The 18931-nt window shown below is 74.7% G+C and carries 14 protein-coding genes; 8 read left to right on the forward strand and 6 right to left on the reverse strand.

Annotated elements, in window-relative coordinates; genetic code table 11:
- Positions 1-166 precede the first annotated feature (166 nt).
- From ABT048_RS01305 to ABT048_RS01315, 3 genes are all read right to left on the reverse strand, one after another.
- Entirely contained in the window at positions 167-3232 is a 3066-nt protein-coding gene (locus ABT048_RS01305) for a hypothetical protein (protein ID WP_350519195.1), read from the reverse strand.
- On the reverse strand, positions 3232-5124 hold the full coding sequence (locus ABT048_RS01310; RefSeq protein WP_350519196.1) for an HSP90 family protein: 1893 nt from the start codon (positions 5122-5124) through the stop codon (positions 3232-3234). The genes ABT048_RS01305 and ABT048_RS01310 overlap by 1 nt, the downstream gene beginning before the upstream one ends.
- A 245-nt stretch (positions 5125-5369) precedes the next feature.
- The gene (locus ABT048_RS01315; protein ID WP_350519197.1) at positions 5370-6407 is read right to left on the reverse strand and encodes a hypothetical protein; all 1038 of its coding nucleotides are present in this window, start codon (positions 6405-6407) and stop codon (positions 5370-5372) included.
- A gap of 341 nt (positions 6408-6748) precedes the next feature.
- Here ABT048_RS01315 and ABT048_RS01320 point away from each other — a divergent pair, with 341 nt between their 5' ends.
- Entirely contained in the window at positions 6749-7072 is a 324-nt protein-coding gene (locus ABT048_RS01320; protein ID WP_350519198.1) for a hypothetical protein, read from the forward strand.
- Positions 7073-7260: 188 nt separating this feature from the next.
- Here ABT048_RS01320 and ABT048_RS01325 read toward each other — a convergent pair whose 3' ends face one another.
- Positions 7261-8061, reverse strand: a complete 801-nt coding sequence (locus ABT048_RS01325) for a hypothetical protein (protein ID WP_350519199.1) — start codon at positions 8059-8061, stop codon at positions 7261-7263.
- 158 nt (positions 8062-8219) lie between these two features.
- On the opposite strand from ABT048_RS01325, the gene ABT048_RS01330 reads away from it, so the two are divergent.
- Together ABT048_RS01330 and ABT048_RS01335 are read left to right on the forward strand one after the other, a co-directional pair.
- A complete protein-coding gene (locus tag ABT048_RS01330) occupies positions 8220-8768 on the forward strand; it encodes an RNA polymerase sigma factor (RefSeq protein ID WP_350519200.1) in 549 nt (182 codons plus the stop codon).
- A gap of 121 nt (positions 8769-8889) precedes the next feature.
- Positions 8890-9873: an alpha/beta fold hydrolase gene (locus ABT048_RS01335; RefSeq protein ID WP_350519201.1), complete on the forward strand. Its 984-nt coding sequence runs from the start codon at positions 8890-8892 to the stop codon at positions 9871-9873.
- On the opposite strand, the gene ABT048_RS01340 is transcribed toward ABT048_RS01335, so the two are convergent.
- Together ABT048_RS01340 and ABT048_RS01345 are read right to left on the reverse strand one after the other, a co-directional pair.
- Positions 9847-10374 carry a hypothetical protein gene (locus ABT048_RS01340; RefSeq protein WP_350519202.1) on the reverse strand — a complete coding sequence of 176 codons (528 nt, stop codon included), beginning with the start codon at positions 10372-10374 and terminating at the stop codon, positions 9847-9849. The two genes, ABT048_RS01335 and ABT048_RS01340, sit on opposite strands and share 27 nt — an antisense overlap.
- Positions 10375-10527: 153 nt before the next feature.
- Entirely contained in the window at positions 10528-11970 is a 1443-nt protein-coding gene (locus tag ABT048_RS01345) for a glyceraldehyde-3-phosphate dehydrogenase (protein ID WP_350519203.1), read from the reverse strand.
- A 323-nt stretch (positions 11971-12293) separates the two neighbouring features.
- Between ABT048_RS01345 and ABT048_RS01350 the strand changes: the two genes are divergently transcribed.
- The 5 genes from ABT048_RS01350 to ABT048_RS01370 all read left to right on the forward strand — a co-directional run bounded on the left by ABT048_RS01350 (position 12294) and on the right by ABT048_RS01370 (position 18866).
- On the forward strand, positions 12294-14474 hold the full coding sequence (locus tag ABT048_RS01350; protein WP_502893950.1) for a UvrD-helicase domain-containing protein: 2181 nt from the start codon (positions 12294-12296) through the stop codon (positions 14472-14474).
- Positions 14475-14657: 183 nt separating this feature from the next.
- Entirely contained in the window at positions 14658-15128 is a 471-nt protein-coding gene (locus ABT048_RS01355) for a GreA/GreB family elongation factor (protein ID WP_350519204.1), read from the forward strand.
- Positions 15129-15406: 278 nt separating this feature from the next.
- The gene (locus tag ABT048_RS01360; RefSeq protein WP_350519205.1) at positions 15407-16876 is read left to right on the forward strand and encodes an MFS transporter; all 1470 of its coding nucleotides are present in this window, start codon (positions 15407-15409) and stop codon (positions 16874-16876) included.
- A 91-nt stretch (positions 16877-16967) separates the two neighbouring features.
- The gene (fdhD, locus tag ABT048_RS01365; RefSeq protein ID WP_350519206.1) at positions 16968-17822 is read left to right on the forward strand and encodes a formate dehydrogenase accessory sulfurtransferase FdhD; all 855 of its coding nucleotides are present in this window, start codon (positions 16968-16970) and stop codon (positions 17820-17822) included.
- Complete coding sequence (locus ABT048_RS01370) at positions 17823-18866, forward strand: LysR family transcriptional regulator (RefSeq protein WP_350519207.1); 1044 nt, start codon at positions 17823-17825, stop codon at positions 18864-18866.
- Positions 18867-18931: the final 65 nt, after the last annotated feature.

Raw genomic sequence — 18931 nt, forward strand, 5'->3', positions numbered from 1 at the left:
ACAGCGGGACCCCACACGCAAGGGAGCCCCGGGGTGGTTCACAACCCCGGGGCTCCTCACATCACTCCGACGCTCGCACCGGTCCGACGCCCGAGCCGGTCCGACGCCCGCGCCGGTCCGACGCCCGCGCCACCTCGCCGCCGACGCCGCCGCCGCGACGCCCGCGTCAGTCCGACGACGCGAACCGCTCCCGCAGCTCCGCCAGCACCTCCGCCGCCTCCGGCAGCCCGGCCGCCTCGCAGCGCGCGATGCCGGCGGTCAACCGGGCCACCGCCGCCGCGGTGCGGCCGAGGTCGCTGCCCTCGATCAGCGCGGCCAGCCGGACGGACTCCGCCCGCGGCGCCTCGGCCCGCTCGCCGCCCAGCTCGTACACCGCAACGGCCCGCTCGGCCTCCGCCAGCGCCTCCTCGTACCGCTCGGCGACGGCCAGGCAGCGCGCCCGCTCGTAGTGCGAACCACCGCGCAGGTACCAGGCGTTGTACTCCTGGCCGCGCTCCTCGGCGGTGGCGCCGACCGCGTCCGCCTCGGTCAGCAGGGCCAGCGCGCGGTCCAGCCCGTCGGCGCCCTGCGTCCGCATCGTGATGCGGGCCAACTCGCGCAGCGTCGCGGCCAGTTGGTCGACCTGCGGAGCCTTGTCGTGGGCCTCGCGGGCCCGCGCGAGCGCTGCTTCGGCGGCGTCCCGGCGGTCCGCCTGGGCGAGCGCCAGGGTGGCCTCGCAGGCGACCATGGTGTGGGTCTCCTGGTCCTCCCAGTCGGCCACCAGGTCGGCCAGCCGGAGGTACTCCTCGGCGGCGTCCCGGTACTCCTCCAGCTCGGCCAGGCCCCTGGCGAGGTCCAGCCGGGTCTGGGCGAGCATCCTGACGTCCAGCCGGGCCGCCGACGCGTCCAGCAGCACCGACTCCAGGACGGCGACCGCGTCCGTCGCCCGACCGGTGTCGCGCAGCACGTCGGCCAGCTGCAGCCGTACCTGGGCGGCCTCCTCGGCAGCCTCCGGGCCCTTGCGGTCGTAGCGCGCGGCGGCCTCCGACAGCGCACGGACCGCGCCACCGAGGTCCCCCACCTGCATGCAGGAGTGGCCGAGCATCATGTACGTCGGCGCGTACGGGTAGGAGTCGTCACCCCAGCGGGCGGCCTCGGCCAGCGCCCGGTGGAACACCTCCACGGCCTGGGCCGGCTCGCGGCTCTGCAGCAGCACCTGACCCAGCAGGCCGAGCACCCGCGGGGTGTGCCACGGCAGGTCGGACCGGTCCAACTGGGCCAGGACCTCGCGCAGTTCGGTGGCCGCCTCGGCGAGCCGGCCCTGCCGGGCGGCGGCATCGGCGGTGTACTGCCGGGAGGTGGCGGCCCGCCGGGCCGAGCCCAGCTCGACGGCGGTCCGGTGGTAGCCGCCGACCGCCGCCTCGAAGCGCGCGACGGTCTCGGCGGAGGAGTCGGGCAGCGACTCGACCAGGTCGTGGTGGGCGGCGTAGGCGTGGGTCTGCAGCACGATCAGGTAGTCGTCGTCGGTCAGCTCGCCCGTCGCCCGCAGCTCCTCGGCCCGGACCAGCGCCGCGTCGAGCGCCGCCCAGTCGGCCGTCCTGCCCGCGCCTCCGCCGGATTCTGCACCGTCACCCTCACCGACGCCATCACCCTCACCGACGCCATCACCCTCACCAGCGCCGTCACCCGTGTCCCCGCCCGCACCGCCCGCACGGCCCGCACCAGCCCCGCCGCCCCCACCGGCCCCGCCGCCGGACGGCTCGTCGAGTTCGATGATCAGCGAACGGGTGCGGACCATCAGCTCCGCGCCGGGCATCCCCGCCTGCTCGAACAGCTCGGCTGCGGCCAGCAGTCCGACCCTGCCCTCGGCGTGCTCGTCGCGCTCCAGCGCCTCGTGGGCGCGCTGCTCGGCGAGCTCGGCGCGCAGCCGCTCGGGGCTGCCCACCTCCGTGCCCTCGGGGTGGACGAAGTCCGCGGCGGCGGCGCGCTCGGCGATCCGCTTCCAGAGCCGGTCGGAGTCGGGGTGCCCGAGCACCTCCAGCTCCCGGGCCCGGACCACCAGGGCGGTGAAGTCCTCCGGTTCCGCCTCGACGGTCCGGCGCGGCGCGGGCGCGACGGCCGGGGCGGCGGCAGACAGCTCGGGCGCGGCGGCGGCGCGCACGCCCAGCGCCAGCGGCTCGGCCAGCAGCGGCTCGACGGCCAGCCGGGCCCGGCGCGCGGCGCCGACCGCACCGGTGCCGTTGCGCGCGTCGAAGCGGGCGGCCAGCGCGTCCGCCTCGGTGCGCAGGTGGCCGAGCAGGGTGTCCACCGTCCACGCGGTGCCGGCCGGGCCGCTGACCGCGAGGTCGCCGTGGCCGGCCCGGGCGAGGGCGGCGATCAGGACCTCCACACCGGTCAGGAAGTCCAGCCGGGAGGCGGCCTCGCCGGTGACCGCGAACAGGTCGCGGTTCTCGGCGAGCAGTTCCAGGCCGCGCGGCTCGTTGCCGGACAGCGCGCAGAACTCGATGTGCCGGGCCACGGAGCCCAGCATCGAGGACTTGCCGCGCGCGAAGCGGTACCCGGTGAGGTGCGCGGAGCGGGCCTCGTCCGGTCGGCCCCGGCGCAGCAGCGGCAGCAGGGCGACGGACTGGCTGAGGTAGGGCTCCAGCTCGCAGGTGCTGCGGCCGCTCAGCACCGGCTCAAGCACCTCCAGTGCCCGCGCGTCGTCGCCGAGGTCGAGGAAGTGCCGGGCGCGGGCGCGGGTCTCGCAGGCCGGGCAGTCGCTCATCTCGGAGCGCGGGCGGGCCGCCCACAGCTCGTAGGCCTCCTGGACGCCGACGCCGATGACGTCGGCCAGGTGGTAGCGCTCGGCGTAGTAGGGCTGGAGGCCGAAGCCGGCCGCGCGGTAGCGGTCGCGCAGTTCGGTGAGCCAGCGCTCGACGGCCGCCAGCGGCACGTCCGGGTTGTCCCGCAGCGCGCCGGCCACCCACTTGAAGCGCCAGAACACCTGGTGGCGGGCCCACTCGCCGAAGCCGTCCGGGTCCGTGTCCCACAGCTTGAGCACGCGGGCGAAGACGACCGGGGTCTTGTTGCGCTCGCCGTCGTACTCGTAGGCCTCCATCAGTTCCAGCAGGGCCATCGAGCGGACCTTGGTGTCGTCGAACTGCTCGGCGGCGTCGACGAGTTCCTCGGCGGTGACGGTCCGGGTGCGACCGTACGGGCGGGCGTCGTTCTCGTGCAGCGCGGCCATCACCGCATCGGGGGTGTCCAGCATCACGCGTCCTTCTCGTCGTCGCGGCCCCGGCCACCGGCCGCGCCCGGCCCACCGGCCTCGTGGCCGAGCATGGCGTGGTCGAGCAGGCTGATGAACGAACGGTTGAGCAGGGCGGACTCGCTGGCCTTGAGCGGGCGGCGGGTCATCAGCACGGCCTGCCCGTACAGCGCCTCGACGGCGGTGACGGCCAGCTCGCGGTTGGTCACCGTCGCGGCGCGGCGCACCAGCGGGTTGAGGTGATTGAGCACCAGTTGGGCGCGGGGCACCTCGGCGCGCAGCGAGCCGAGGATGTCCGCCCACAATCCGTCGGCCTCGTCGGCCAGTTGGGCGCGGGTGCGCTCGTGCCGGGCCTCCCGGTTGTCGAGCAGCAGGGCGGGCGCGTTGGTCGGGTGGAAGCTGCGCAGGGCGACGTCGCAGTCGAACCGGCCGACCACCTCGCGGGCGATCGCCAGGAAGGCGTTGGCGGCGAGTTCGGCGGCCGGGTCGACGGTGTCCAGGTGCGCGGTGACGGTGCCGGGGTCGAGGTCGGAGACCGAGACGCCGGGGCGGATCTCCGGCAGCCGGTGCACCAGGTCGCGGTCGTAGGTGTAGCCGCCGTTGACCACGCCGAGGCCGGCCGCGCCGGCGATCGGGGCGACCTGGCGGAACTCCTCGACCGTACGGGTCACCAGCACCACTGGGTGGCTGCGGGCGAACTCGTCCAGGGTGACGTTGCCGTCGGTGGTCTCGAACGGCAGCCAGGGCAGCATCATCCGCAGCAACTCGTCGTCGTAGCGCGCGAGTTCCTTGACCGCCAGGTGGTGCACGGAGAGGAAGCGGTGCAGCAGCGCGGGGTCGCTCGCGGACAGGCCGGTCAGCCAGTCGCGGATCCGGGCGCCGAGCGCGTCGCGGACGGCGGCCAGCGTCTCGTCGGCGTACAGGCCCTCGCGGGAGGCGGTCGGGCGCAGGCCGTCGGTGTCGACGACGCAGCGGACGAAGAAGGCCCAGTCCGGCAGCAGTTCGTCGGCCTGGTCGGAGAGCAGCATGCCCTTGAGGTGCACCCGGTGTCCGTGGCGGCGCGAGGGCGGAGCGGCGTCCGGCAGCACGTACGCGACGCCGCGCAGGCCGACCAGCGGCAGGTCCAGCTCGATGGTGTCGAGCGGGGTGAAGTCGAAGGTGGCGCGGCAGTACTCGCCGAGCGCGTCGCGCTTGGCCAGCGGGGAGGGGTACCGCTCGGCCCACGGCGGGGTGCGGTTCACCCGGTGCTCGGTGCCGCCCGCGTCGATCACGGTGACGTCGTGGCGCAGCAGGCTGCCGAAGTCCCGGGCGAGGGTGAGCACCCGGGCGGGTCGGGTCCACTCGGCGGCGTCGGCGCGCGGCGCCAGGGTGACGGTGGTGCCCGGCTCGGGCTTGGCCTCGGCGGGCAGGGTGCGGATGGTGTAGCTGCCGTCGGAGCTGCCGCGCCACTCGATCACCGGGGCGTCCGGGGCGGCGGCGGAGCGGGTGACCACGGTGATCTCGTCGGCGACCACGAAGCAGGCGAGCAGGCCGATGCCGAACTGGCCGATGAAGTCGCCCCGGGCCCTGGCCAGTCCGGCGCCGTCGAGGCGGCCGTCGGCGTCGCGCTTGGAGCTGCGGCCGATGGTGGCGAGGAAGGTGTGGACGTCCTTCTCGGTCAGGCCGACGCCGGTGTCGGTGACGGACAGCTCGTCGTCGGCGCGGACGGTGATCCGGGCCGGCGCCTCGGGGTCGAGGGCGCGGCGGGCGGAGATCGCGTCCACCGCGTTCTGCAGCAGCTCGCGCAGGTAGACCCGCGGGCTGGAGTAGAGGTGGTGGGAGAGCAGGTCCACCAGGCCGCGCAGGTCCACCTGGAAGGTGTGCTGCGCACTCGTCGGGTTGTCGGTTGGGGACACCGGAGGCTCTTTCGATCGCGGGGTGGGTGACGTTTCAGGGGGCGCAGCCGGGAGCAGGGGCGCGGCTGGGAGCAGGGGCACGGTCGGCGGCGTCGGGCGGCCGGCATCGGCAGGCGGTCGGTGACGGCGTATCGGCGTCGGCAGGCGGTCGGCGCCGGCAGGCACTACGGCGTCGTGATGCGGCTCGGCATCAGGACACCGGCGGTGTCGGACACGGTCGGCCCTGGTGCATTGCGCGGCCGTCCTCAGTACGCGGCGCAGCGGTCGCGGTGGGCGCTGAAGGCCTTGACCGGGTTCCCCGAGAGGTAGTGCCAGGGCGACTCGGTGACGGCCCCGTCCAGCGCGTCGAACAGCATCCGGGCGGTCTTGCGCTGGTCGGCGAGCGAGAAGGCCATCGCGAAGCTGTTGAAGGCGCCCTGCCAGCCGCGCACCGGCTGGAAGTCCGGGTGGAGGACGGAGCGGAAGGCGGCCTCCTGCATCTCGGCCAGCACCGTCGGGCTGGTCAGGTAGGCGTGGTCCTCGCCGTCCGGGAGGTCCAGCCAGTGCTCCAGGTGCGCGAGCACCACCAGTTCGCCGAGGTGGCTGCCCTCGGGCGCGGCCAGCATCGCGGAGCGGGCGAACGCGTGCATCTCCTCGTGCGAGCCGCCCCACTTGGCGCACAGCTGCTGCAGCCGCTGCCGGTGCGAGCCGGCGTGTCCGGGGGCGCGGCGCACGGCGGCCTCGAAGCGGCAGGTGGCGATCTCCGGGCCGAGCGAGGCGCCGCGGGCGCTGATCTGCAGGAAGTACCAGGGGGCGAGCCAGGCGGGCTCGCGCTCGGCGACCTCCAGCAGCTGCTCCTCGGCGGTGTCCAGCCGCTGGTGGAACAGCTTCCACTGCTCCTCGGTGACGTTCTTGGCCCGGGCGCCGGTCCTCGCCTCCCAGGCCCAGGTGACCTGCCGGGCGCCGGAGAGCAGCAGCGCCACCGTGTCGTCCGGGGTGTCGGCGAGGACGCGGCCCGTCCACTCCTCGACCCCGGGCACGTCGGCTATCGCCCCGGCGAGGTGGGTCAGCTCGGCGCCGTCCTCGACGGCCGCCAGCGCGGGGCGCAGCGCTGCCCAGTCGCCTGCCGCGGCCTGCGCGAGCACCAGGCGCACGGACTCGTCTCCGAAGGTCGGGTCGAGCCGCGGCTCGGTGGCGCGGGCGGCCGCCTTCGCCCCGGCGGAGCGCCAGCCGAACCCGAACCCGCGCCGCCCGGTCCGGTCCTGCGCGCCCTCCTCGCCGGAGCGGCGTCGGAACAGCGGCATGTGGTGGCCCCCTCGAACGTCATCGGCATCTTTCGCACGGCCGGCCGCACGGCGGCCACCCGAGATGAGTACATATCACGCGCGACTGACATCCGTTTCCCCAGCCCAGCGCGCTGCGGGCTCCGTGACGGGTCGGGAGGTGAAACGGGGGCGGAGCGGGAGCGGCACGGGGGGCTTCCCGGAGGCGACGACGAAGGTGACGACCGAGGCGGCACCGAGGCGGGACGAAGGCAGCGCCGAGGCGGCACGCACGGGCCTCGGGGGTGACATGTTGCCGCCTGACAGTGATCTGCCACGGCCCGCCGCCGCCGCACGAGCCGACGATCCGTCAGTCTTGGACCGTGCACGCCATCCGCTTCCACCTGCGCGCTCCCGGCGGCCCCCAGGGCGCGGACCGGCCGACCCCCGAGGCCGTACGGGAGGGGCTGGAGCACGGGCTGCTCGGTCCCGTCCGGATCGAGCACGCCCGGATCCTGGCCGGGCCTGGCACCGTGGACGCGGTGGTCTTCACCCTCGCCGACCACCCGCTCACCGCCGAGGCCGCCCTGGCCGTCGCCTGCGCGGAGCTGACCGGCGCGGCAGGCCCGCTGCGCGGCTGGCGGGTGGCGCACTGCGCGCTGGACAGCTGGGTCGCGCTCGGCCTGCACGAACCCAGCCACCACTGACGGACGGGCATCGCCCCCGGCCGACCGACGGGACGACCGACGAGGCGACCGACCGACGGAACGACCGACCAGCCGGCCGACCAGGTCCGCGCGTCCGGTTCAGCGCACCCGGCCCCGCGCCCGCCCCGCCGCACCGCCCGGCCCCGCGCCGCCCGTCAGGCGCCGTCGCCCGTCGGCCGCCGCCCTCGTCAGGCCAGGCCGGGCCCGGCGTCCGGCGTCCGCCCCGACTGCGCCTGCTCGATCCGCTTGACCAGCATCACCGCGAACCGCCGCGTCGCGGCCACGTCCACCGGACCGCCCTCGGTGGTCACACTGGCCACCACGGTGCCCGAGCGCACCACGATGCCGACGCCCTCGCCCTGGGCCAGCGGCCCCTGGAAGGCCTGGCTCTCGCTGCCCAGCGCCGGGGTGTCGATCTTCTTGAACGGCCCGGCGGCGTACGAGGCGTACGTCTCCTTCAGCCGGTTCCTCGCCGCGTCCCGGCCGGGCAGGGTCTCCACGATGAAGCGGGTGACCACGTCGCCCGAGGAGAAGCGGACCGAGGCGCTCAGCGGCTTGCCCGTGCAGGGCTTGGCGGCGGTGCAGGTGACGGTGTGGTCGGCGGTGTCGACCTGGCGCTTCTCCTCCTCCCACCCGGCCATCACGCCGGCGTCCGGCAGCACCTGACCGACCAGCTTGTCGTCCAGCAGCGCCGCCTCCAGGTCCGCGGAGGGCGCGGCCGCGGCGGCCGGCACGGACGGGGCCGCCGGTGCGGTCGCCGGTGCCGGGGCCGCCCCGGATGCGGCCGCGGTCGGTGCCGCAGAAGGTGCGCCCGGGTCCGCGGGCGCGGATGCCGCTGCCGTGCCGGCGGCCGTGCTCGCCGCCGCGCCCGGCGCTCCCGACGCCGTCCCGGCGGCGCCCTTCGACCCCCCGGACGAGCATCCGGCCAGCACCGCTGCCAGCACCCCGGCCGCCACCGCGGCGGCCATCCGCCGACCACCCATCCCCATTGCCCGCTCCCTCCGGCTGTCCGTGACCCCTCAACATAGCCGCAGCGCCGCCCCCGCCCGTCGCCGCCCCCGCACCGGGCGCCACCCGCCCGCCGCTCGGCCGCGCCGCCCCGTCCAGTACCGTCCACCCGGGGCGACGACCATCGACGGGGGGCGGCATGACGGACGCGGACGGCCGACGACCGGACCTCGCCCCGCTGGTCCGGGCCGCCCAGCAGGGCGACGCGTTCGCCCTGGACGAGGTGGTGGGCCTGCTCATGCCGTACGTCGGCCGGGTCTGCGCGCCGATCGCCCTGCAGGACGCTCCCGACGCCGCCCAGGAAGCGATGATCGCGATCGTCCGGAACCTGCACCGGCTCACGTCCCCCGAGGCGCTGTTCGGCTGGGCCCGGGTCATCGCCGCCCGCGAGGCGGTCCGGTTCGCGAGCCGCGCCCCGTCCGCTCCGGGGCGCCGTGCGCCGACGGCGCCCGGCACCACCGCGGACGAGCAACCCGACGCGCGGGACGGCGAGTTGGCCGCCGACATCCGCGACATCCTGGAACGCCTGCCGCCCGACCACCGGGCCGTACTGACGCTCCGTCATGTCGAGGGCCTGGACGAACAGTCGGTGGCCGGGATCCTCGACCTCCCGCTCGGCACCGTCCGTTCACGACTCTTCCGCGCCCGCCGGGGCTTCCGCACCGCCTGGACCACCGAGGACGGCTAGCCCTACGAGAATTCCGCCGGCCGCGGGGATTGTCCGGCCGCTTTCCGCCCTCTCCATTCCCGAGGGGGACCATCCGTCCCCTCCCGGGAACACCACCCGGCACCCGGAACGAGGGACCGAGATGGCCGAGACGACCAAGAAGACAGAGCCGACCGACCGTACCGACCGCACCGACCGGACCACCCGCACCACCCGCACCACCCGCACCGAACCCCGCCCGCTCCCCGAACTCCCCGGCGTGCGCCACCACTTCGTCGAGGGCGCGGACGGCGTCCGACTGCACCTCGCCGAGGCCGGGCCCGGGGACGGCACGCCCCTCCTGCTCCTGCACGGCTTTCCGCAGCACTGGTACGCCTGGCGGCACCTCCTGCCGCTGCTCGACGGGGAGTTCCGCCTCCTCTGTGCCGACCTCCCCGGCTTCGGCTGGTCGTCGGCCCCGCGCCGGACGGGTTACACCACCGACGACCGCGCCCGTCTCGTCCTCTCCGTGCTCGACCGGCTCGGCCTGGAGCGCGTCGGCCTGGTCGGCCACGACTGGGGCGCCTGGACCGGCTTCGAGCTGGCACTGCGCGCACCCGAGCGGTTCACCGGCCTCCTCGCACTCAACATGACCCACCCGTGGCCGCGGCAGCGCGCCCTGCTCGGGACGGCCTGGCGGTTCTGGTACACCGCGCTGCTGGAGTACCCGGGCATCGGCCGCCGGGTCGTCCGCCGTCACCCGGGCCTGCTCGGCCACCTCCTCCGGCGCGGCGTGGCCCCCGGAACCCCGTGGAGCGAGGCCGAGTCGGCCGAGTACGTGGCCGCCGGCAGCACGCCCGACGCCGCCTACGCCGCCGAACGGCTGCACTGGGGCTTCGTCGTCCGGGACATCCCGCGCCTGGCCCTCGGCCGGTACCGGCACCGCCGGCTGACCGTTCCCACCTGGCTCCTCGGCGGCGCGCTGGACCCGGTGATCCGCCCCGCGCTGCTCTCCGCCGCCGGCGCTCCCGCGGACGACCTGACGGCCGAAGTCCTCCCCGGCTGCGGGCACTTCCTGCCGCACGAGCGACCCGAGGAGGTGGCCGGCGCCGTCCGCCGGCTATTCGCCGCCGGAGTCCGCCCGTGACCCGACCCTCCGCTCCAGCCGGTCCAGCAGGACCTCGCCGCGCCGGTCCACCAGCGAACCGAAGAACCGCTGCACCGGCCCCGCACCGGGCACTCGCAGGGCTGCGAGCAGGGCGAAGCGCGTCCCGTCGCCGTCCGGCACGGCGGCCATCCCGCCGAGCAGCACCTTGCTCTGCATCAGGCACCAGCCGCTGCGCAGCACGATGTCGAAACGCTCCCGGTGCCCGAGCACGCTCACGGCGAGCCCGACCAGCCGGTCCCCGCCGCCGGTTCCGCCCCCACCGCCGGCCCCGGGGCCGGGACCGGGACCGACCTCGAAGGAGCGCAACCCGCTGATCAGTCCGGGCAGTTCACCGGACAGGTCACCGGCGACCGACCACACCTCGTCGAACCCGGCGGAAAGCCGCCGCTCGGCGAACAGCGGACGCGCGGTCCCGGCCGCCGCCAGCACCCGTAGCCGCCGCACCGGATCCAACTCGACCGTCGGCCATCCGTCCGTCATCCCCGTCCCTCCCGCCGTCCGGAGCCCACCGGGCCCGGCGCCGACCGCCCGCAGCGCCCCGAGCACCGAGCACCGAGCACCGTACCGCCCCGGAAACGCCGGCGGGGCGGTGACCAGCCGGTCACCGCCCCGCCGCACGTACCGTCCGGAGGATCAGACCGCCGGAGCCGGGTAGGTCGGGTACTCGACGCCCGAGATGTACTGCACGACCCGGACGACCTGGCACGAGTAGCCGAACTCGTTGTCGTACCACAGGTACAGGATCGCGTTGTCGCCCTCGACCTTGGTCGCGCCGGCGTCCACGATCGAGGCGTGGCGCGAGCCGATGAAGTCGCTGGACACCGCGTCGGGCGAGTCGATGAAGTCGATCTGGCGCTTCAGCGGCGAGGTCAGCGAGACGTTGCGCAGGTACTCCAGGACGTCCTCGCGGTTGGTCTCCCGCTTCAGCTGGAGGTTGAGGATCGCGATGGAGACGTCCGGCACCGGCACGCGGATCGAGCTGCCGGTGATCTTCGCCTTGAGGTCCGGCAGGGCCTTGGCGACGGCCGAGGCGGCACCGGTCTCGGTGATCACCATGTTCAGCGGCGCCGAGCGGCCGCGACGGTCGGCCTTGTGGTAGTTGTCCAGCAGGTTCTGGTCGTTGGTGAACGAGTGGACGGTCTCCACGTGGCCGCGGACCACGCCGTACTCGTCCTCCATCGCCTTCAGCGGCGGGACGATGGCGTTGGTGGTGCAGGAGGCGCAGGAGATGATCTGCTCGTCCGGCTTGATCATGTCGTGGTTGACGCCGTGCACGATGTTCGGGACGTCGCCCTTGCCCGGGGCGGTCAGCACGACCTTGGCGATGCCGGGGCGCAGGTGCTTCGACAGGCCCTCGCGGTCACGCCACTTGCCGGTGTTGTCGATCAGGATCGCGTCCTTGATCCCGTACTCCGTGTAGTCGACCTTGGTCGGGTCGTCGGAGTAGATCACCGTGATCTCGTTGCCGTTGACGACGATCTTGTTGTTCGCCTCGTCGACGGTGATGGTGCCCTGGAACTGACCGTGGATGGAGTCACGGCGCAGCAGCGAGGCGCGCTTGACCAGGTCGTCGCCGCCGCCGTTGCGCACGACGATGGCCTTCAGCCGCAGCCCGTTGCCCGAGGCCTTCTCGATCAGCAGCCGCGCGACCAGGCGGCCGATGCGGCCGAACCCGTACAGCACGACGTCCTGGGCGGACCGGCGCTCCAGCTTGTTCTCACCGGTGGCACCCGCAACGGCCTGGGCGGTGAACTCCTCCACCGACAGACCGTGGTCGTCCGCCTTGTACGTGGCGGCGAGCATGCCGATGTCGATCTGCGAGGGGCCGAGGTCCAGGGCGGTCAGCGCGCTCAGGAACGGCATCGTCTCGGTGACCGAGAGCTCCTCGCCCGCTATCTGCCGGGCGAAGCGGTGCGTCTTGAGGATGCTGATCACCGACTTGTTCACCAGGGAACGGCTGTGGCACAGGACGGTGACGTCCCGCTCCCGGTGCAGCCGCCCGATGATCGGGATCATCGACTCCGCGATCTCCTCGCGGTTCTTCCAGTCCGTGAACACGTCGTCGTTGACAGTCACAAGTCCATCTTTCGAGCTGAGGGTGTTGCCCACATGGTAGCTTCGCCCGCCCGCGCCCCCGCGGCCGGTCCCGCCTCCCGCCGGTTCGCCCGAGGCTCCGACCTGCGCTTTCCCCCGCCGCCCCGCCCCAGAAGGTGATCACCGCCACCCTCGGGCCCCGCCCGCGCGCACCGCTTGCCGGGCCGCCGGGCCCCGCGGTCGTCCGTACGCGGCCCGGCGATCGTCCGTACGCGGCCCGGTGATCGTCCGTACGCGGCCCGGTGATCGTCGGGCCAGTACAGTGATCGGACTGCCCGACCGGACAGAGGCACGAGGGGGCCCGCGTGGCGACGCTGGGGATGCACCGCGACTTCCTGATGGAGTTCGCGGGCTTGGAGAAGTCGGTGCAGCGGAGGGTCTACGAGACCTTCGAGAAGTTCACCGGCGCGACGCACGCCGGCACGCACCTGGAGAAGCTCACCAACCAGCGGGACCCGAGGATCCGGACCATCCGGATCACCGACTTCTGGCGCGGCGTGGTCCTCAAGGCCGACCAGGGCGACGGCTACCTGCTGCTGAAGGTCCTCCCCCACGACAAGGCCAACGACTGGGCGTGCAAGCACCGCGCCTCGGTCAACGCCGCCACCCAGGGCGTCGAGATCCGCAACGACGTCGCCCTGGAACGCGCCACCGCCTCCCTGCGGACCCGGGCCTCCGACGAGCCCCGGCGGCTCTTCGCCGACCGCTCCGACAAGGTCCTGCGCAGTCTGGGCATCGACGAGGAGATCCTGCCGATCATCCGACTGCTGCCCGACGAGACCCACCTGGAGGCGCTCCACCGGGTCCTGCCGGAGCAGCAGTTCGACGTCCTGGTCGGCCTCGCCAGCGGCATGGAGCCGGCCGACGTCGACCGCGAGATCGTCCAGGCGTACGCGCGGGCGGCGGCTCCGGTGAGCACCGCGCAGCCCGGGGACGGGCTGGTCTCGGCGATGGCGCACGCCCGCGGCCGGGTCGCCCTGGTGTCCTGCCCCGAGGAGCTGCTGGAGATCCTGGAGCGCCCGTTCGACGCGTGGCGGATCTTCCTGCACCCGGCCCAGTACCGGATCGCCTACCGGGACTCGTACAACGGGCCCGCCCGGGTCAGCGGCGGCCCCGGGACCGGCAAGACCGTGGTGGCCCTGCACCGGACCTACCACCTGGCGCGCCGGCTGCCGCCGGACGCCCCCGACGGGTCGGTGCTGCTCACCACCTACACCAAGGACCTCGCGGCGGAGTTGGAACGCTGCCTGGCCCTGCTCGTCACGGACGAGCGGATCAGGGCGAAGGTCCGGGTGGTCACCGTCGACGCGCTGGCCAACGAGGTCCTGCGCCGCTCCCGCGGCGGCGCCCCGCTGAAGATCGTCTTCAACCAGCGCGCCGTCCTGGCCCGTTGGGGGCGGGTCGCCCGGCGACTCGGGGTCGACTTCACCGACGTCTTCCTGGACCAGGAGTGGCGACAGGTCGTCCTGGCCCAGGCGATCGACGGCCCCGAGCAGTACCTGAGGGCGTCGCGGGCCGGCCGGGGCACACCGCTCGGGCCTCTGAAGAAGGCCCAACTGTGGCGTGCCGTGGCCGCGTTCGAGGAGGAGTTGCGGGAGGCCCGGGAGTGGACGTTCCTGCAGGTCTGCGCGCAGGCCGCGCGGGCGCTCGACGAAGGGGGCGACCGCCCGTTCCGGCACCTGGTGGTCGACGAGGCGCAGGACCTGCACCCCGCGCAGTGGCGGTTCCTGCGCGCACTCGTCGCGCCCGGACCGGACGACCTGTTCCTCGCCGGCGACCCGCACCAGCGGATCTACGGCAACGGGAACAAGGTCTCACTGCGCGCCGTGGGGATCCAGGTGGTCGGGCGCTCCGCCCGGCTGCGGGTCAACTACCGCACCACGCAGGAGATCCTCGGCTGGTCGGCCTCCCTGCTCACCGGCGAACGCCCGGACGACATGGACGGCGGGGAGGAGTCCCTGGTGGGCTACCACTCGACCCTGCACGGCGCGCACCCCGAGACGCACGGGCACGTCGACCGGCCGGAGGAGATCCGGGCGCTCGTCGAGCGGATCGGCGAGTGGACCGCCTCGGGCGTGGACCCGGATGACATCGGCGTCGCCGTCCGGACCGTCCAGCTCGGCCGTGACATCGCCCGGGCCCTGGAGCACGCCGGGACGCCCGCCTGCATGCTCGGCAGCACGCCGGCCCCGGGCGTGCGGATCGGGACCATGCACCGGATGAAGGGACTGGAGTTCCGCTGCGTCGCCGTCGCGGGCGTGAGCGACGGTGTGGTGCCCATGCGCTCCGCGCTCACCCCGGAGGAGACGGACCCGCAGCAGTACCGGGAGGACCTGAACGGTGAACTGAACCTGCTCTTCGTGGCGTGCACGCGCGCCCGGGAGGCCCTCGCGGTCTCCTGGCACGGGACGCCGAGCGAGTTCCTCGCGCCGGTCGTCGCGCAGCTGCCGCCGCAGGGCCGGCGGGACGACGCACTCGCTCGGTGACGTGCCCGCCGGTGACCGGCCGGCACCACTCCGCCATTCCGTGACCGGCCGGCACCGCCCTCCGCCCTCCCGTGACCGGCCGGCACCGCCCCCCCCGGGGACAGAGTTGCCCGGGGCCCGGCGGGGTGGGCTAATGGGAGGCGTCCGGTGTTTGAGCATTTCGCGAGAGACCCGGGAGCAGGCATGACCGGTGGTCCCGAACCCATCAGCGCCGAGGGCCTGCGTGCGGCGCAGGAGGAATTGGCGCAACTGCGGGCGGATCGGGGGGAGGTGGCCGCGACGCTGCGCGGGGTGGAGCCGGTCGGGGACCGGGCGGACGCCGCGGACGAACTGCAGCGGGCGTCGGAGGTGACACGGCTTGACCGGCGGATCGCCGAGCTGGAGGGACGGCTGCGGGAGGCGGCCGTCGCCGGGGCGCCGTCGACGGAGGTGGTGGGGGTGGGGTCCACCGTGACCGTGCGGTTCGGGGACGGCGCGGAGGAGACCGTCGAGGTCTCGGAGATCGCCGAGGAACGGGAGCAGACCCTGGTGACCTTCGACAGCCCGCTCGGGAAGGCGCTGCTCGGACGTCGCGCCGGGGAGACGGTGCACTACGAGACGCCGAGCGGCGCGGCCAGTGCGGTCGTGCTGTCGGTGGGGCGCGGCGCGGACTGAGCCGGGACCGCGGCGTCGCCGCCGCCCCCGGAAATCCCGCGCCGGAATGCCGGGGCCCATTCCGGATCGCCCGGCCGGCGATATCCGTGAGTCCGCACGGAATTCCGCGACGTTCCTCGGCTTTCCTCGACGTTCCTCGAAAGTCCTCGACAAGCCTTGATAAATTCCGCCTATCACGCCACAGGAATCACCTCTTTGACGCCCGTCGGCCGCGGCCGACACACTGGGATCGAGAAATCCAGGAAGCCCCGAAAAGGCGAAAAGGCGAACGGCGGAACATGAGGACCATCGACGACCCGGTCGACGAACTCCCCGCCGGTCCGTCCGGACGGATGGCCGCCCGTGGTGTCCCGACGGCGCCCGCCCGCTGGCTCCCGGCGGCGGCCGCCGTGGCCGTCGCCGCCTGGGGCGCGAACCAGTTCACCGCCCTGGCCACCGTGTACCGGGAGCGCACCGACTGGTCGGCGCTGTCACTGGCCGCGATGTTCTCGGTCTACCTGGTCGGGCTGGTCCCCGGCCTGCTGCTGGGCCGCGCCGCCGCCGACCGGTACGGCCGTCGGCGGGCGGTGCGCGGCGCACTCGTGCTGTCCGCCGCCGCGAGCGCCGTCCTGGCCACGGCGGACGAACCGGCCGTGTACGCCGCCCGGTCGGCCACCGGCTTCGCCGCCGGGCTGGTCTTCGTCGCGGGGACGGCCTGGCTCCGGGAGCTCTCCGGGCCGTCCGTCCCCCCGGCCGTCCCGGCCCGCCGTGCGATGTACGCCACCGGGGCCGGGTTCTCGGCGGGCGCACTGGCCGCCGGGGTGCTCGCCGAGTGGCTGCCCGGCCCGATGGTGCTGCCCGCGCTCGCCCACGCCCTCGGCTGCCTGCTGGTGCTGCGCGCGACCCGTCGGCTGCCGGAGACCGCACCGGGCCGCCACCCGGGGCCGCCGACGGAGGCCGCCGCCGGACACGGCGACCCTGGCGTCCATAACAACCACGGCGACCCCGGCGACGAGCACCGCAGGGCCGTCCGGCACCCCCGCTTCCGCTACGTCGTCCTCCCCGCCAGCCCGGCCGTGCTCGGTTCCGCCACCGTGGCGTACGTCGTGCTGCCCCCGCTGGTCGCCGACCGCGTCCCCGGTTACGCGCCGCTGTTCGGCGGCCTGGTGGCGGCACTGACGCTCGCCGCGGGCGTCCTCGCCCAGCCCCTCGCGGCCCGGCTGGACGACCGCGGCAGTGCCCGGGCCACCCTCACCGCGATGGCCACCGTCATCGCCGGGCTGCTGATCGGTGCCCTCGCCGCCGGGCGCGACTCGGTGGGGCTGGTGGTGGCGGCCGCCGTCGTCCTGGGCACCGGGTACGGGCTGACGCTCGGTGCGGGGCTGCACGAGGTGGAGCGGCTGACGCCGGGGACCGCCGAGCGGCCCGACCGCACCGGACGGCCGGAGCCCGCCGCCCCGGCCGGCCCGCCCGCCGGTCCGTTCGCCGCTCCGAGCGCCGCCTCGCTCTACCAGAGCACCACGTCCAGCGGCTTCCTCACCCCGCTGCTGGTCGCCGGAACGGCCGGCCACGCCTCCTACCCGGCCCTGCTGACCGGCATGGCCGCGGTGGGCCTGCTCTGCCTGGCCGTGACGGCCGCGCACAGCCGCCGTCACCTGCCCGAACCGGACCGCGCTGCGCACCCCGGCCGCCGGAGGAGCGAGGATTCATCCGTAGCGTCCGCCACGACGGCGTCCGCGACCCGGCCCACGACGTGCCCCGTGAGATGACCCATGAGGTCACCCACGACGTGATCCGCGCCCGGTCCGCGACACCGTCCACGGCGCAGCCCGCACCGACCGATCCGAGGAGCCGACGACCATGGGCCGAGTGACCGTACAGCGCAGGGTGCTGCGCCTGCGCCAGGGCACGCCCACGCACCGCCCCGACACCCTGGCCGCCGAGGAGCCGATGGAGATCCGGGTCGGCGGGCGCCCGCTGACGGTGACCATGCGCACCCCGGGCAGCGACTTCGACCTGGCGGCCGGCTTCCTGGTCAGCGAGGGTGTGCTGCACGCCGCCCACCAGGTGGCCGGGATCCGCTACTGCGCCGGCGCCACGGCGGACGGCGGCAACACCTACAACGTCGTGGACGTCGTCCTCGCCCCCGGCGTGCCCGCCCCCGACGCCTCGCTGGAGCGCAACTTCTACACCACGTCCTCCTGCGGGCTGTGCGGCAAGGCCAGCCTGGACGCGGTGCGCACCACCGCGCCCTGGAGCGTCGCCGAGGACGGGCTGCGCGTCACCCCCGCGCTGCTCTCCGCCCTGCCCGACCGGCTGCGCGCCGCCCAGAAGGTCTTCGACAGCACCGGCGGCCTGCACGCGGCCGGCCTGTTCGACGCCGACGGGCGGCTGCTGTGCCTGCGCGAGGACGTCGGCCGGCACAACGCCGTGGACAAGGTGGTCGGCCACGCCCTGCGCGAGGGCCTGCTGCCGGCCCGCGGCACGGTGCTGATGGTCAGCGGCCGGGCCTCCTTCGAGCTGGTCCAGAAGGCCGTGATGGCGGGCATCCCGATGCTGGCGGCGGTCTCCGCGCCGTCCTCGCTGGCCGTGGACCTCGCCGAGGAGACCGGCCTGACCCTGGTCGGCTTCCTGCGCGGCGACTCGATGAACGTCTACACCCGCACCGACCGGATGGACACGGGGCCGGACGGCTCCGCCCGGGAGGCCGACTAGATGCTCTTCCGCCAGCTCGAATACCTCGTCGCCCTGGCCCGGGAGCGCCACTTCGCCCGCGCCGCCCAGGCCTGCCACGTCTCCCAGCCCGCGCTCTCCGAGGCCGTCCGCAAGCTGGAGGACGAGCTGAAGGTGCTGCTGGTCCGGCGCGGCCGCGCCTACGAGGGGCTGACCCCCGAGGGCGAGCGGATCGTGCTCTGGGCGCAGCGGATCCTGGCCGACCGGAACGCCCTGCGGGACGAGGTGGACGCGCTGCGCACCGGGCTGAGCGGACGGCTGCGGATCGGCTCGGTGCCGACCGCCTCGGGCGCCGTCCCCCTGCTCACGGCACCGTTCTGCGCCGCCCATCCGCTGGCCGCCGTGCAGCTGTCGACCGACCTGCGTGCGGAGGAACTCCTGCGCCAGGTGCGGAACTTCGAGATCGACGCGGGCATCACCTACCTGCCCGGGCCGGACGCGGACGAGCTGCGCGCGCTCCCGCTGTACGAGGAGCGGTACGTCCTGCTGACCGGTCCGGCCGACGAACTGGCCCGCCACCCGAGGGCGACGTGGGCGGAGGCCGCCGGGCTGCCGCTGTGCCTGTTGCACACGGGCATGCACGGCCGGCGGGTGCTGGACGAGGTGTTCGCGGAGCTCGGGCTGGCGCCGATCCCGCGGGTCGAGACGGATTCGGTGGCCTCGCTCTTCGCGCACGTGCGGACCGGCCAGTGGGCGAGCATCGTGCCGTACGCCTGGCTGCACGTGTTCGGCGTGCCGCACGGCATGCGGGCCGTCCCGCTGGTGGAGCCGGTGCACAGCGCGCCGATCGGCCTGGTGATCGCCGCCCGGGAGCCCGGTTCGGTGATGGCCCGCGCACTGCTGGAGGTCGCCCGGCGCACCGGGATCGCCGCCGTCCTCGGCAGCCTGCCGGCGGTGTGGCGCCCGCCCGGCAGCGCGGGTGGTGACACGGACGGTGGCCCAGGCCGTGACCCGGATGGTGGCAGGGGCGGCAGTGCGGGCGGCCCCGGTCCTGCTCCGCTCGCCGGCCCCGACCACCCGGCGTAGCCTCGACCCGAGCGACGGGTGTCCGCCGAGCTCCGAGCCGGGCCCCGACGCCGGGGTTGTCCGCC

The sequence above is a fragment of the Kitasatospora sp. NPDC096140 genome (assembly GCF_040303045.1).
In the GTDB taxonomy this organism is placed as follows: domain Bacteria; phylum Actinomycetota; class Actinomycetes; order Streptomycetales; family Streptomycetaceae; genus Kitasatospora.

Bases quoted from the DNA above. Each gene is read 5' to 3' on its own strand.
- ABT048_RS01305 (WP_350519195.1), bottom strand. From the start codon at position 3,232: ATGCTGGACACCCCCGATGCGGTGATGGCCGCGCTGCACGAGAACGAC.
- ABT048_RS01315 (WP_350519197.1), bottom strand. From the start codon at position 6,407: ATGCCGCTGTTCCGACGCCGCTCCGGCGAGGAGGGCGCGCAGGACCGG.
- ABT048_RS01325 (WP_350519199.1), bottom strand. From the start codon at position 8,061: ATGGGGATGGGTGGTCGGCGGATGGCCGCCGCGGTGGCGGCCGGGGTG.
- ABT048_RS01330 (WP_350519200.1), top strand. From the start codon at position 8,220: ATGACGGACGCGGACGGCCGACGACCGGACCTCGCCCCGCTGGTCCGG.
- ABT048_RS01335 (WP_350519201.1), top strand. From the start codon at position 8,890: ATGGCCGAGACGACCAAGAAGACAGAGCCGACCGACCGTACCGACCGC.
- ABT048_RS01340 (WP_350519202.1), bottom strand. From the start codon at position 10,374: ATGACGGACGGATGGCCGACGGTCGAGTTGGATCCGGTGCGGCGGCTA.
- ABT048_RS01355 (WP_350519204.1), top strand. From the start codon at position 14,658: ATGACCGGTGGTCCCGAACCCATCAGCGCCGAGGGCCTGCGTGCGGCG.
- ABT048_RS01360 (WP_350519205.1), top strand. From the start codon at position 15,407: ATGAGGACCATCGACGACCCGGTCGACGAACTCCCCGCCGGTCCGTCC.
- fdhD (WP_350519206.1), top strand. From the start codon at position 16,968: ATGGGCCGAGTGACCGTACAGCGCAGGGTGCTGCGCCTGCGCCAGGGC.
- ABT048_RS01370 (WP_350519207.1), top strand. From the start codon at position 17,823: ATGCTCTTCCGCCAGCTCGAATACCTCGTCGCCCTGGCCCGGGAGCGC.